The sequence below is a fragment of the Vibrio sp. FE10 genome (assembly GCF_030297155.1).
GTDB lineage: Bacteria > Pseudomonadota > Gammaproteobacteria > Enterobacterales > Vibrionaceae > Vibrio > Vibrio apostichopi.
On sequence record NZ_AP028068.1, the window covers coordinates 1,081,520 to 1,094,635 of the forward strand.

Genomic DNA, 13,116 nt, shown 5'->3' on the forward strand with positions numbered 1-13,116 from the left:
TTCAGGGTACACAAATAACGAGCGATTCTTTTTAAAGGTCCAAATATGTTGAAAACTAACTCTCTGAGTATTAAGCAAAAGGTTGTACTTGGAATTACTTTTGCGGTTCTTGCTTCTACAGTCATTGTCGGTGCGATGGCGCAACAACAAGCAAGAGATGTATTGAGTCATCGATTGGTTGATATTGAGCTTCCTGGGATGCTTGAGCGAATCAATGGTGAAATTGACCGTGAAGTCTCTCAACTGTTGTTAGCGGCGGAGCAAATTGCGTCAAATGAATTCATTTCTGATGCTATCGAATCGACCGATCGTGATGCTGAATTAGAAAACAAACTTGTTAAACAACTGAACAACGTGCGTAATCAATATCAGTTGAACGATGCTTCAGTAGCGAACCGTCAAACGGCTTTCTACTGGAACCAAGATGGTTTCTTGCGTCAACTAAACCAACAACAAGACGGTTGGTTCTTTGGCTTTATTCAGTCAGGTCAGCCAACCATGGTGAGCATGTTCCAAGAAGCCAATGGCGAAGTGAAAATGTTCGCTAACTACCAACAGCCTTCTGGTTTGGCGATGTCAGGTCTATCAAAGTCGATGGATGACATGGTTAACCTGCTTAACGGTTTCAAGATTGAAAATACTGGCTTTGTATTTCTGACTGATAGTCAAGGTGATGTACAAATTCACCGTGAGCGTTCTCGAAGTGACTCTTCACTACAACAACTTTACGGCCCTCAATCAAGCCAGCTATTGAACAAGTCGGGCTTCAACCTGATCACCACTGAAAGCCAAGGACAAGAGCTATTTGTCGCGAGTCTTTATGTGTCATCAATGGACTGGTTCGTTATTGGTGTGGTTCCAACCGATGAAGTGTTTGCTGAGCTTGATGCGACTGCGCAAAAGATGCTGATCATGACGGCGGTTGTGGCTTTGGTGTTTATCCTAATGGGCGTAGTGCTAGCAAACAGCATTACTCAGCCAATTAAACTTCTGGCTAAACGATTCGGTGACCTTGGCGAGGGCGATGGCGATCTTGCGCAGCGTATTGAAGTAAAAGGCAACGATGAAATCGCACAGCTTTCTAAGGGCTTTAACGGATTCATTGAGAAGATTCACGAGTCGATGAAAGAAGTATGCTCGACAAGCCAAGCGCTTCAGGTAGCGGCGGAAAGTGTTTCTAACAAAGCACACATCACCCACGACAACAGCCAAGAGCAACGTGACCAAACCCTTCAAGTGGTGGCTGCAATCAACCAAATGGGTATGACCATCAGTGAGATTGCATCAAACGCGGCGACAGCAGCAGAAACAGCCACGCAAGCTTCAGGTAATACGGAAGTGGGTCGTTCTGTGGTAAACAAAGCAAAAGACGCGATCAGTCGTTTAGCACAAGATATCGAAAGCACGGGTCAAGTGGTTGAACAGCTTGCTTCAACAACTCAAGATATCGGTTCTATTTTGGGTGTTATCCGTGATATTTCAGAGCAAACCAACTTGCTCGCATTGAACGCAGCGATTGAAGCTGCACGTGCCGGTGAGCAAGGCCGTGGCTTTGCCGTGGTAGCCGATGAAGTTCGTAACCTTGCAAGTCGTACAGCAGATTCAACGGAAGAGATTCAGAAGATGATCAACCAACTGCAAAGCGATGCGAAAGATGCGGTAACGGCAATGAGTGCCGGTAAAGTGATTACACTTGAGGGCGTATCGGCATCGGATGAAGCGGTAGACGTGCTGGGTGGCATCTCAGGTCGTATCGTTGATATCACTGACCGTAACACTCAAGTGGCAACGGCAACGGAAGAGCAATCAACCGTAGTTCACACCATCAACCAGAACATTGAAGAGATTAACGCAATCAATGAAGTGACAACGGGCACGGCTGAGCAGCTTGCTGAAGCGAGCCAAGAGCTTCGAGACCTTTCTTCACGTCTGGATAAGATGGTTGGTTCATTTAAGCTTTAATCTCTTTAAGCTTTAATTCCTCTAAGCTATAGCATGGCTTAGAAAGGGACATAGACGAAGAGCTGGATTCATTTAATCGTGAATCCAGCTCTTTTTATTTACGGGCTTGTTTTCTTCTAACTGACCTTAGCTTGATCTGGTTTCGGGCTTTGCACTTAATCGCTCTAGCATCACAGGGCGTAAATGAGTAAAATCTGATTAGGTTTAATATTTAGGTAAGTATCATGAGCGATTTTGAAAAAGAACTAGAGCAGATGACTCAAGAGATGGGCGATGAGCCAGAAGTAAAACTGCCATCAATTGAAGAGCAAAAAGCGATCGTTGCTGAGTTTAAGCGACTAGAAGCGGAAGGCAAACTAACACCTGAAGTGTTAGAAAAGCATTTTGGCCAGTTCAACAAAACAAGTGATACGCCAATCCACTAAGTTTCTGCTGGGCCAACCTATATCGTTAGATAGGGTGGCTTTTAGCTCAAATAGATAAAGGTCTAGCATCCGCTAGGCCTTTTTTATTGCTAGTCGTTAAAAGATGAAGATGAAGATGAAGATGAAGATGAAGATGAATGAGAGCGGAGCTAAGCGAGTAAAGCTTACAGAATAAAAAATCCCCCTTACAAGGTAAGAGGGATTCGATATGGGCAAGTTATATCTTAAAAGGCGAACCGATTAATCTGTACCGTACTCTTTGTACAAGCGACGACATGCGCGACCATCGCTGTGGAACAAGTGACAACGGTGTGCAGGGATACCAATCGCCAGCTTGTCACCAGATTCAATCGTCAACGTGTCTGGTTGACGGTAGATAACATCAGCATCGGCACTTTCAAGGTTTAGGTAAACTTGTGTCTCGTTACCTAGTTTCTCTACCATCATCACTTCAGCTTCAATCGTCGCGTCACCTGTTTCAGCAGATAACAAGTGTTCAGGACGAACACCCAGAGACATACGGTCACCAGCATTGACAGTGGTACCATCTACTGGGATCCAGAAGGTCATGCCGTTAGAAAGTTGTACCAAGACGCGTTCTGCTTCAGCTTGCTCGATGTGAACCGACATAAAGTTCATCTTCGGTGAGCCAATAAAGCCAGCAACGAAACGGTTTTGAGGGTAGTGGTAAAGATCAAGCGGTTTACCGACTTGAGATACGTAACCACCATCAAGAACAACAATCTTATCGGCCATTGTCATCGCTTCCACTTGGTCGTGGGTAACGTAGATCATGGTGCAACCAAGTTGACGCTGTAGCTTAGTGATTTGCGAACGCATTTGAACACGCAGCGCAGCATCTAGGTTAGATAGTGGCTCATCAAGTAGGAATACATTTGGTTGAGAAACCAGAGTACGACCAATCGCAACACGCTGACGTTGACCACCAGACAATGCTTTAGGTTGACGCTCTAGAAGGTGACCAAGCTGAAGGATTTCTGCAGCATGCTCAACACGCTTATCAATTTCAGCTTTGTCAGCGTTCGCTAGCTTTAGGCCAAAAGACATGTTGTCGTAAAGGTTAAGGTGAGGGTAAAGCGCGTAAGATTGGAATACCATACCTACGCCACGCTTTGAAGGCTCAACGTCATTCATGCGTTGGTCGCCAATGTACAAATCACCAGACGTAATGTCTTCTAGACCTGCGATACAGCGTAATAGCGTCGATTTACCACAACCTGATGGTCCAACGAATACTACGAACTCACCTTCGTTGATGTCTAAGGTTACGTCCTTAGAAATCTGTACATCACCATATGATTTATAAACGTTTTTTAACGTGACACTCGCCATCTAGCTAGTCCTCGATCGATCAAATTTTAAGTTTTACTGCTTATCATTATAAGAAATTTTTGGGTCAGCAGTAACTGTAGGAATTGGTAAGTACTGAATGAGTAAGAAAAAAAGTGGGTGAGACTTGGATTCTTTAACCAAGCCCACCCGTCATAGCCAAACTGGTGCCTATTTCCCCCACATCCAGCTAAATCTCCCCCGTGATTCAATCACAGATTTAGCTCGATGCTTTATAAAGACAACAGCGGGCAGTGAAGCCAACTAAATGAACAATGCGTCAACGCATAACATTCGCTGGTAAAGGGTTCTTACTATCCATTCTTGGATGGATGCAGTTTCGGTGAATTGGCGCAATCGTACATCCTCCCAATGAAAATTTAACGAGGGGGAGTAGGAGGGGAGGAGTAGGTTAATGGGGTTATTGGTAATAGGCGATCCAGTTCAAATAAATACACGCCTCAACAGTGATGTTGATCACGATGAATATGCATTTTGTGATTTTGGTCTCTAATCTGACCGGATGGCGATCACGAAATTAAGCCATAATAGCTGGGGCGTAGTGGCTAGGATGATGAGCTGAAGCCCGTTTTCTCAGATCATAACCTCCGAAAACTGGCTCGTCTTAATTGAATGCGCCCTACGTATAAATATAAAAAGGATATTGACATGAAAAACGCTCTAAGCGCTGTAGCTCTAGGCACAATCGTTGCTTTGGGTTCTTTTGGTGCAAACGCTGCTATCGAAGAAGGTCAACTAACTATTTGGGTTGGTGGCGACAAAGCTTACGAAGGAATGGCTGAAGTAGGTAAACGCTTTGAAGAAGATACTGGTGTTAAAGTAACAGTAGCCTTTCCTGACAAACTAGAAGAGAAGTTCTCTCAAGTTGCAGCGGCTGGCGATGGCCCAGACATGATTTTCTACGCACACGATCGTTTTGGTGGTTTTGCAGAAGCGGGTCTTCTTGCTGATATCAAACCTTCTAAGGAAACTAAAGAAGGTATCGTAGACTTCGCATGGGACGCTGTTTCTTACGAAGGTAAAACAATCGCTTACCCAGTAGCGGTTGAGTCAGTTTCTCTTATCTACAACAAAGCACTTGTTCCTAACCCTCCTAAGTCTTGGGAAGAAATCCCAGCACTTAACGCTGAGCTTCAAAAAGACGGTAAGAAAGCGATCATGTGGCCTCTACGTGGCGGCGCTTACTTCACATGGCCTCTACTTGCAGCTGACGGCGGTTACGCATTCAAACAAACTGCTGAAGGTTACGACATTAAAGATGCGGGCGTAGCGGCTGAAGGTGTTCAGAAGTCTCTAGGTTTCATCGAGAAAATGGTACAAGACAAAGTTATCTCTGCGGACATGGATTACTCAGTTGCTGAGTCTGAATTCGTTGCAGGTAACGTTGCAATGACAATCAACGGTCCTTGGGGCTGGGCAAACATCGAGAAAGCTGGCGTTGACTACGGCGTAACAACGCTTCCTAAGTTCAACGGTAAAGCGTCTAAACCTTTCGTTGGTGTATGGGCTGGTGGTATCAGCACTGCTTCTCCAAACCGCGACCTAGCTGTTGAGTTCATGGAAAACTACCTATTAACTGACGAAGGTATGAAGAGCCTGAATGACGACAAGCCACTGGGCGCTGTTGCTCTTAACTCTTTCCAACGTCAACTAGACAGCGACACTCGCATTGCAGCAACAATGGACAACGCGATGAACGGCGAAATCATGCCTAACATCCCTCAGTTCACAACGTTCTGGTACAGCATGGAAGAAGCAATCGGCAACGTAGTTGATGGTCGTCAATCTGTTGACCAAGCACTCGATGCTGCTGAAGCTCGTATGACTAAGTAATAATAAAGCATTACCTTTTAAGGAGGGGGCAACCTCTCCTTACTTTTCTATTTTTATATCTCGTTAGCAGGTTCCTCTATGCAGTCAGTTCAAGGTTCAGATGCGATCCCGGCACCATCAAGCCTTCTAGGCAGTAAAAGCGTCTTCATCAAATGGGGGTTGCTTGGTAGCGTTGGCTTAATTAACGGCTACGCTACAATTTTAATGTATTCTCGCGGTGAGCTCGCATTTGCGCTGCTTACAGTGATCTTAACGGCTTTGGCTCTTTACATTTTTGGTAGTAAGAAAACTTACGCCCACCGTTATATTTATCCAGGTATTGCCGGAATGATCTTGTTCATTCTCTTCCCGTTGGCATATACCGTTGGACTTGCGTTCACTAACTACAGCGCAAAAAACCAACTTTCTCTTGAGCGCACTCAAACCGTCCTTTTAGACCGCTCTTTTCAAAGCGGTGAAAGCTACCCATTTACTTTGTACAAGACAGATAACGGTCACCAGATCGTGGTTAAAGATGGTAACCAGCTGTTAGCAACTGACGTATTTTCTCTTGAAGGTATGACTGCAACAGAAATGGATCTGTCTATGGTTGAGTCTGCACAAGGTGAGAAAGAGAAGATCAAAGCGATCATCCAAAACCGTTCTGCGATTAGTGGTGTAGATTTCCACCTGCCAAATGGTGATGATATTCGCATGAGTGGCTTACGTAAGTTTGCTGCTGTTGCTCCGCTTTATACGATGCAATCCGATGGCGAGACTTTATACAACAATGAGTCAGGTGAAACACTTAAGCCAAATATGGAAGTGGGCTTCTATCAGCCTGTGGATGAAAACGGCGCATTTATCGGTAACACCATCTCTCCGGGATTTGTTGTCGAAATTGGTACTCATAACTTTGAGCGTGTATGGAAAGATGACGGTATCAAAGAGCCTTTTATTAGCATCTTTATTTGGACCGTGGTGTTCTCCATCCTTACCGTTGCATTTACGTTGGCAATTGGCTTAATTCTGGCGAACATCGTGCAGTGGGAAGAGCTAAAAGGCAGAGCTGTTTACCGTGTCTTGCTTATCTTGCCTTACGCAGTACCTGCATTTATCTCAATCCTGATTTTTAAAGGTTTATTTAACCAAAGCTTCGGTGAAATAAACATGGTGTTAGAAAGCATCTTTGGTTTAAGTCCAAACTGGTTCTCTGATCCTATCTTAGCGAAAAGCATGGTATTGATTGTAAACACATGGCTAGGCTTCCCTTACATGATGATTCTATGTATGGGTCTGCTTAAAGCGATTCCTGAAGATTTGTATGAAGCGTCAGCTATTGATGGTGCGAACTTTATTCACAATTTCAAACGTATTACGTTCCCATTGATGATTAAGCCACTAACACCGCTATTGATTGCAGCATTTGCCTTTAACTTCAATAACTTTGTAATGATTCAACTATTGACGAATGGTGGCCCGAACATGATTGGCACCTCAGAGCCAGCGGGTTACACAGACTTGCTTGTAAGCTACACCTACCGAATCGCATTCGAAGGCGGCGGCGGTCAAGACTTTGGTCTAGCAAGTGCTATCGCAACGCTTATTTTCCTATTGGTTGGTGCTCTAGCATTACTCAACCTTCGTTTTACTAAACTGACTCAAGATTAAGGAGCACGACAATGGCTATGGTACAAGGTAAAGGCCTTAAATACCGATTGTGGGCAACGCATATTGCGCTGTGGTGCTTCTTAGCGCTAATTATCTTCCCACTACTGATGATTATTGCGATCTCGTTCCGTGAGGGAAACTTCGCAACAGGTAGTTTGATTCCAGATAACCCATCTTTGGAACACTGGAAACTGGCTCTTGGTATGTCAGTCACTAACGCTGACGGCTCGGTGACTCCACCTCCATTCCCAGTACTGACTTGGTTGTGGAACTCAATAAAAGTAGCAGGTATTACGTCTATTCTTATTGTGTCGCTGTCTACGACGTCGGCTTATGCATTCGCTCGTATGCGCTTTAAAGGTAAAGAAACCATCTTGAAAGCGATGATGATTTTCCAAATGTTCCCAGCGGTACTTGCTCTAGTGGCTATCTACGCGTTGTTCGACAAACTTGGCCAATACATTCCGTTCTTAGGCTTGAACACGCACGGTGGTTTGATCTTCTCGTACTTGGGTGGTATTGCACTGCATGTTTGGACGATTAAAGGCTACTTTGAGACGATTGATAACTCTTTAGAAGAAGCGGCAGCACTTGATGGTGCAACACCTTGGCAAGCATTCAGATTGGTTCTACTGCCATTGTCTGTGCCAATCCTTGCGGTTGTGTTTATTCTATCTTTCATTGGTGTTGTTGGTGAGGTGCCAGTTGCTTCAATCCTATTATCGGATGTGAACTCTTACACACTAGCAGTAGGTATGCAGCAATACCTATATCCTCAGAACTACCTATGGGGTGACTTTGCGGCAGCGGCTGTACTTTCAGCACTTCCGATTACTATCGTGTTCTTACTTGCTCAACGTTGGTTAGTTGGCGGTTTGACGGCAGGTGGTGTAAAAGGATAAGCTGTACCCTATAAGAAAGACAAAGAGCGACCTTTTAAGTCGCTCTATATTGGCATTTTTATTACATCATTTGGTTTGGCCGCCGATCAGTAATAAAAATAACCCTCAGGTTACGCATAGCTGGCTACTAATCAGGTTCCTTACGCTATTAATGATTAGTGGTTTTTGTAACTCTAACCCAGGTACTTACTTGGGTTTTTTTATGCCTGCTACTTTTTTTTTCTACTTTGTCTTGATGTTCGCTTTATCTGTCAATTTCTGTGCTCATAACGGCTTCATGTTCAAAGCTTCGAGTCACTTCTCTCTCAAACCTTCCCTGCCTCATTCTTCTTACTTGAAGACATGAACGAGTCTCACAAATCAGACACTCAGTATAAGGGGCTGTTGGTCTATTGATATATTGCTAATAATCCAATGCGTGATACTTCAATGATTTGCGTGCAACAAATACAAAAGTTACACAGAAAATGTATATAGAAACGGTAGGCGGCTGTGAATTGCAGAGAGTTATACCTCTGACTTATGGAATGAGTTGGGAAAGTAGTGAATGACGAATGGTTGATGTTAGTCGCTGATTCAAGCTAGATGCTGATGATTATGATCAGTTAGGAAAAAGGGGCAGTTAGGAAAAAGGGGGCAGCTAGGACCAAGGATTAGTGAGAAAAATGATTCGTTAGGAACTAGGAACTAGAAACGATTAGCGATGAACTGTAGAAGTTAGAATTCTTTGCTCGAAGGAGCACAGCCCAAGTGTTGCAACAACACATAGATGCTTTCTTGATCGAGTGCCACACGGCGAAAGAGATCCGCAAACGTGTTATCCCCGCCAAAACAAGTCTGGATATAGTGGTTAATTTCATTGCTATCGTAACCTTCTACGTACAATGTTCTGACCCATTGGTACTCAACTGCCTTGAGATTGTTCAGTGTAGATTCGCTAAGAGTGGGGCGTGTGACGCTCAAGAGTAGCTCCGGGAAATTCAAATACATCCATTATGATTGGCGGTATTTAACCAGAGCTAAATGACGACTTTATTACAGTTCGAGCAAATCGCTAAACAATAGCAGCTTCATTTCAACCCTTGGCTGAGTATCACGCTATATAAGCTGTATTGCGACAATTCGTATTGAGCAGTATTGAGATAAGAAGTATTGGGTAAGACGCGGCTTTGTCTGTGAGAGTTTACAAAGGGGAGTTGAGTTAGATAAGCAAATGCCAAGAATGTGCTTGGCATTGTAATTAGGTTTTGTAGGGTAGAGCTAGATATGGACCTTATTTAAGGTACTTCACGTGCGCTTCCATCTCTTCGCCGATCTGCTTTCGCATGTTCATTAGACGAATAGCCGAATCTCTTAATTCGATGTCTTCTGGTGTTTCTGGTACCCACTCTGGCACCTTAGTCGGGTTACCGTTTTCATCAACAGCAACCATAATAACGATACAGTGAGTCGTTAGGCGATTGTTGAGCTCTTTAGGGTCGCTGGCTTGAACGTCGATAGCGATGTGCATAGAAGATGAACCGGTATAGATGACCTTCGCACTTACCTCTACAAGGTTGCCAACATGGATCGGAGCTACGAATCGAATCCCCCCTGCGTAAGCGGTAATACAATATTTACCACTCCACCCAGCAGAACAAGCGTAGGCTGCTAAATCGATCCACTTCATTGCTGCACCACCATGAACTTTACCACCAAAGTTCACATCCCCAGGTTCAGCTAAAAAACGCAGAGTAACGTCTCGTTTACCATCTGGTCGGTTATTGTTACTGCTCATCTATCTTCCTTCATTATTATTGTGCTGCATAACATGCTTGTTACTTGCTAATAACAATATACTTAAGATGACATAAATTAAAGCGGATAATCTCACGGTTAAGACTATTTTTTTCAAACGGATGACGAACTGATGAACATCGGTGTTTTCTAGCGATGGAGGCGAGAGGTAAACAAGGCGGAGCAAACATGAACAACCCAAATAGAAAGTCGATTTCAAAAAAAACACCTAGCGTAATGCTAGGTGTTTCTAAGCCATTTGGTACTCATGTCGGTACCTTTTTATGTCTGCCAACTAACCGTTGCTTGTTTGGTTTAGTTAAAGTGACTGTATCGTAATTACCACCAAAGTGGTAGTTAAAATTATTTATTGCTCAGCTCACTTTTACTCTTTTACAAAGTATAGATCCTTGGCGTAGATATTTCCTTTCGGATTATTGTTAGGGAAGCCTTTGAGTGTATTTCGCACTAATCGAGTGTGATTATAGTGATATAAAGGCATAACTGCTGCAGATTCGTTAAGTAGAGATTCAGCATGCTGGTATAAAGCAAAACGTTTAGACTGATCTTCCGTTTTACTCGCTTGCTGCAAGAGCTCATCATAATCAGAGTTACAGTAACCACTCTCATTTGCTGTATGACCACAAGTGAAGGCTTCTAACAGAGCTGAAGGCTCTGGATAGTCACCAAAGGCCCACGAACGAGCAAGCTGGTAGTCTCCCGATCCTTTTGCGGTCACGTACGCCTTCCACTCCATATTCTCTAACTCAACCTTCACGCCAAGTGGTTTCCACATCGAAGCTATCGCGATGGCGATCTTTTTATGGTTTTCACTGGTGTTATACGTGAGTGTGAATTTGAGAGGGTTGTCTTGGTTATAGCCAGCTTCTTCAAGTAGCTGTTTAGCCTTAGCTTGGCGCTGTGAGCTATCTAACGCTTCGAATAAAGACTTAGGAGCTGCGTAGTTCGGGATATTATTCGGCGTTACGCTGTAGGCTTCAGGTTCACCTTGGCCCGTCACTTTATCGACCAAAATCTCTCGGTTTACTGCCATGCTTAATGCTTGTCGAACTCTGACATCATCAAACGGAGCCTGGCGAGTATTGAACGAATAAACATATGATCCTAACAAAGCCTGCGCTTTAATCTGTTCTGGGCTTTCTTTCGTGAGCTTTTGGTAATACTCAAGTTGTACACGGTTCGTCATGTCAATCTCACCAGACTGATAACGAATCAGCTCGGCATTTTGAGACGATAAACCAAGGTAAGTCACCTTATTGATGACGGTTGAAGCGTTATCCCAGTAATTCGAGTTTCTGGTCACCTCTACGTATTCGTTGGGTACCCATTTACTCAGAGTATAAGCACCGTTGGTCGCGATGTTTTCTGCGCGAATCCATTGGTCTCCTTTCTCTTCAACCAACTTAGTAGGCAGAGGGAAGAAGGTTTTGATGCTCATTAAACTCATGAAGTAGGGCGTAGGCTTTGAAAGTGAGATTTCTACCGTGTGTTCATCTAGCGCCTTAATCCCCAATTCTGATGGATCTTTATCTCCGGCAACAATGTCACTCGCGTTAACGATGTTCGCCGTCGAGAAAACAAATCCGGTGTTGTTGCCTGTTTTAGGGGACACGGCCCGCTGCCAACCAAAAACAAAGTCTGACGCTGTCACCGGATCGCCATTCGACCACTGAAGACCCTCTTTCAACACAAATGTCACTGTTTTGCCATCTTTGCTGATTACCCACTCTTTAGCTTGTCCTGGGATGATCTGCCCGTCTCGGTTCTCAATCACAAAGCCCTCAAACATATCATTGACGATGATGTCGCCGGGCATACCGGAATTAACAAAGTTGGGGTCTAGCGTGTTGGGCTCTGCGCCATTGCCACGCACAAAATGTTGTTCTTCAGCTAATGATGTCTCAGTAGAAACAGAGGCTGCGAAGCTTGAGGCAGACGATAGAGCAAGCAGTGACGATATGATCACAGGGAGTGTTGGTTGGGTCATTGTAATTCCTTTTACAATTTAAACAGTACTTAGTTCATTAAACCTGAGTCAGTAACATGTTGCAACCACAGCGTGCTGGAATTAAAAGCATTTGAAAGCGTTATGAACAGAGCCGTTGAACAAAACAGGAAAACAACAATGCCTGCTGAGAAAGCAGGCATTGTGAGGTGAAATCGACTAGCGCATTGTTGCTAGGTTAGTTTTGGTAACGTTCACTTAGCTTTGCTGAGGTAGGGCAGCTTCCAGTCTTGGTTTCCTTTTAATTTGAGCAAGGATAACGCCTGAAATTACCATCACACCACCGATGATGTGGAACTGGTTAATCTCTTCACCTAGCCACGTAGCCGCCAATACAATCGCAACAACAGGAAGTAAGTTCATGAACATCGCACTGGAATCCGCACCAATAGTATCAATCGCTTTCACCCACATCCAAGGCGCCAAAATAGATGCAGCAACTGCGGCATAAGCTATCAATGGAATCGCTTGTTGTGAGGGTAATAGTTGTTCGCTCGTTAACCAAAGAGGAGTCAACATCGCGACAGCAAACAGCCCTTGAATATAAATCACAACCCAACTGCTGATTGGCATTTTCCAGCGTTTTAGTAACACACAGTAAGAGGCGTAAACAAAGGCTGCTATTAACATGTAACCGTCACCTTGGGTAAGGTTTTGATGGATAAAGAACAGAGGATCGCCTTTACCGAGCATTAACGCCAACCCAGCCAAAGACAACACACCGCCGACAATACTTAGGCTAGAAATAGACTTGTTTAGCAAAGGTACGCTAAGGAACACACTGATCAATGGTACTAACGAAGTGATCAATGCCATGTTAGAAGCGGTGGTGGTTAAGCCTGCGTAGTAACCCAAAGATTGGTTTAACACCATGCCCAAAAAGCCAAGGAACGCTAACTTAGACAAGTTAGGTTTAATGACTGGCCACTGTTTAATCACAGAGCGAATGCAGAAAGGCGTCAAAATTAACATCGCAATAAACCAACGGTAAAAACTCATCGCGCTCGGTTCAATGGTGCTTGCGGCCAGTTTGTTGACGATCGCATTTGCACCCCAGATACAGACTGTGAAAAATGGTAAAAGATAATGCATGTGAATTCCGTCGCAAATGAGTTGATGCGGCTAGTTTGACAGGTCGTTATACTTACAGATATCTTTAAAAAGACATCAG

Annotated in this window: 11 protein-coding genes; 6 read left to right on the top strand and 5 right to left on the bottom strand. The window is 44.1% G+C overall.

Annotated features, from left to right (window positions below):
• Positions 1-45 precede the first annotated feature (45 nt).
• Positions 46-1,962, top strand: coding sequence for a methyl-accepting chemotaxis protein (locus QUF19_RS21815; RefSeq protein WP_286298942.1), 1,917 nt, complete (start codon positions 46-48; stop codon positions 1,960-1,962).
• A gap of 224 nt (positions 1,963-2,186) precedes the next feature.
• Positions 2,187-2,387 carry a restriction endonuclease subunit S domain-containing protein gene (locus QUF19_RS21820; protein WP_004732016.1) on the top strand — a complete coding sequence of 67 codons (201 nt, stop codon included), beginning with the start codon at positions 2,187-2,189 and terminating at the stop codon, positions 2,385-2,387.
• Between the two features lie 240 nt (positions 2,388-2,627).
• Here the strand turns inward: QUF19_RS21820 and malK are convergent, their stop codons facing one another.
• The gene (gene malK / locus QUF19_RS21825) at positions 2,628-3,740 is read right to left on the bottom strand and encodes a maltose/maltodextrin ABC transporter ATP-binding protein MalK (protein WP_102438287.1); all 1,113 of its coding nucleotides are present in this window, start codon (positions 3,738-3,740) and stop codon (positions 2,628-2,630) included.
• Positions 3,741-4,406: 666 nt separating this feature from the next.
• Between malK and malE the strand changes: the two genes are divergently transcribed.
• The 3 genes from malE (at position 4,407) to malG (ending at position 8,143) form a co-directional block, all read left to right on the top strand.
• Positions 4,407-5,591: a maltose/maltodextrin ABC transporter substrate-binding protein MalE gene (gene malE / locus QUF19_RS21830; protein ID WP_286298968.1), complete on the top strand. Its 1,185-nt coding sequence runs from the start codon at positions 4,407-4,409 to the stop codon at positions 5,589-5,591.
• 78 nt (positions 5,592-5,669) lie between these two features.
• Entirely contained in the window at positions 5,670-7,241 is a 1,572-nt protein-coding gene (gene malF, locus QUF19_RS21835) for a maltose ABC transporter permease MalF (RefSeq protein WP_286298971.1), read from the top strand.
• A gap of 11 nt (positions 7,242-7,252) precedes the next feature.
• Positions 7,253-8,143, top strand: a complete 891-nt coding sequence (gene malG, locus QUF19_RS21840; protein ID WP_065111468.1) for a maltose ABC transporter permease MalG — start codon at positions 7,253-7,255, stop codon at positions 8,141-8,143.
• A 717-nt stretch (positions 8,144-8,860) separates the two neighbouring features.
• Here malG and QUF19_RS21845 read toward each other — a convergent pair.
• Both QUF19_RS21845 and QUF19_RS21850 read right to left on the bottom strand, forming a co-directional pair.
• On the bottom strand, positions 8,861-9,133 hold the full coding sequence (locus tag QUF19_RS21845; protein WP_192891296.1) for a hypothetical protein: 273 nt from the start codon (positions 9,131-9,133) through the stop codon (positions 8,861-8,863).
• A gap of 283 nt (positions 9,134-9,416) precedes the next feature.
• Positions 9,417-9,920: an acyl-CoA thioesterase gene (locus QUF19_RS21850; protein WP_004732005.1), complete on the bottom strand. Its 504-nt coding sequence runs from the start codon at positions 9,918-9,920 to the stop codon at positions 9,417-9,419.
• A gap of 188 nt (positions 9,921-10,108) precedes the next feature.
• On the opposite strand from QUF19_RS21850, the gene QUF19_RS21855 reads away from it, so the two are divergent.
• Positions 10,109-10,258 carry a hypothetical protein gene (locus QUF19_RS21855; protein WP_286298989.1) on the top strand — a complete coding sequence of 50 codons (150 nt, stop codon included), beginning with the start codon at positions 10,109-10,111 and terminating at the stop codon, positions 10,256-10,258.
• A 46-nt stretch (positions 10,259-10,304) separates the two neighbouring features.
• Here the strand turns inward: QUF19_RS21855 and QUF19_RS21860 are convergent, their stop codons facing one another.
• Both QUF19_RS21860 and QUF19_RS21865 read right to left on the bottom strand, forming a co-directional pair.
• A complete protein-coding gene (locus QUF19_RS21860; RefSeq protein WP_286298991.1) occupies positions 10,305-11,927 on the bottom strand; it encodes a peptide ABC transporter substrate-binding protein in 1,623 nt (540 codons plus the stop codon).
• 216 nt (positions 11,928-12,143) lie between these two features.
• Positions 12,144-13,037: a DMT family transporter gene (locus QUF19_RS21865; protein ID WP_286298993.1), complete on the bottom strand. Its 894-nt coding sequence runs from the start codon at positions 13,035-13,037 to the stop codon at positions 12,144-12,146.
• Between the last annotated feature and the right edge of the window lie 79 nt (positions 13,038-13,116).

Coding starts and splice junctions, on each gene's coding strand:
- QUF19_RS21815 (WP_286298942.1), top strand. CDS start 46: ATGTTGAAAACTAACTCTCTGAGTATTAAGCAAAAGGTTGTACTTGGA.
- QUF19_RS21820 (WP_004732016.1), top strand. CDS start 2,187: ATGAGCGATTTTGAAAAAGAACTAGAGCAGATGACTCAAGAGATGGGC.
- malK (WP_102438287.1), bottom strand. CDS start 3,740: ATGGCGAGTGTCACGTTAAAAAACGTTTATAAATCATATGGTGATGTA.
- malE (WP_286298968.1), top strand. CDS start 4,407: ATGAAAAACGCTCTAAGCGCTGTAGCTCTAGGCACAATCGTTGCTTTG.
- malF (WP_286298971.1), top strand. CDS start 5,670: ATGCAGTCAGTTCAAGGTTCAGATGCGATCCCGGCACCATCAAGCCTT.
- malG (WP_065111468.1), top strand. CDS start 7,253: ATGGCTATGGTACAAGGTAAAGGCCTTAAATACCGATTGTGGGCAACG.
- QUF19_RS21845 (WP_192891296.1), bottom strand. CDS start 9,133: ATGTATTTGAATTTCCCGGAGCTACTCTTGAGCGTCACACGCCCCACT.
- QUF19_RS21850 (WP_004732005.1), bottom strand. CDS start 9,920: ATGAGCAGTAACAATAACCGACCAGATGGTAAACGAGACGTTACTCTG.
- QUF19_RS21855 (WP_286298989.1), top strand. CDS start 10,109: ATGAACAACCCAAATAGAAAGTCGATTTCAAAAAAAACACCTAGCGTA.
- QUF19_RS21860 (WP_286298991.1), bottom strand. CDS start 11,927: ATGACCCAACCAACACTCCCTGTGATCATATCGTCACTGCTTGCTCTA.
- QUF19_RS21865 (WP_286298993.1), bottom strand. CDS start 13,037: ATGCATTATCTTTTACCATTTTTCACAGTCTGTATCTGGGGTGCAAAT.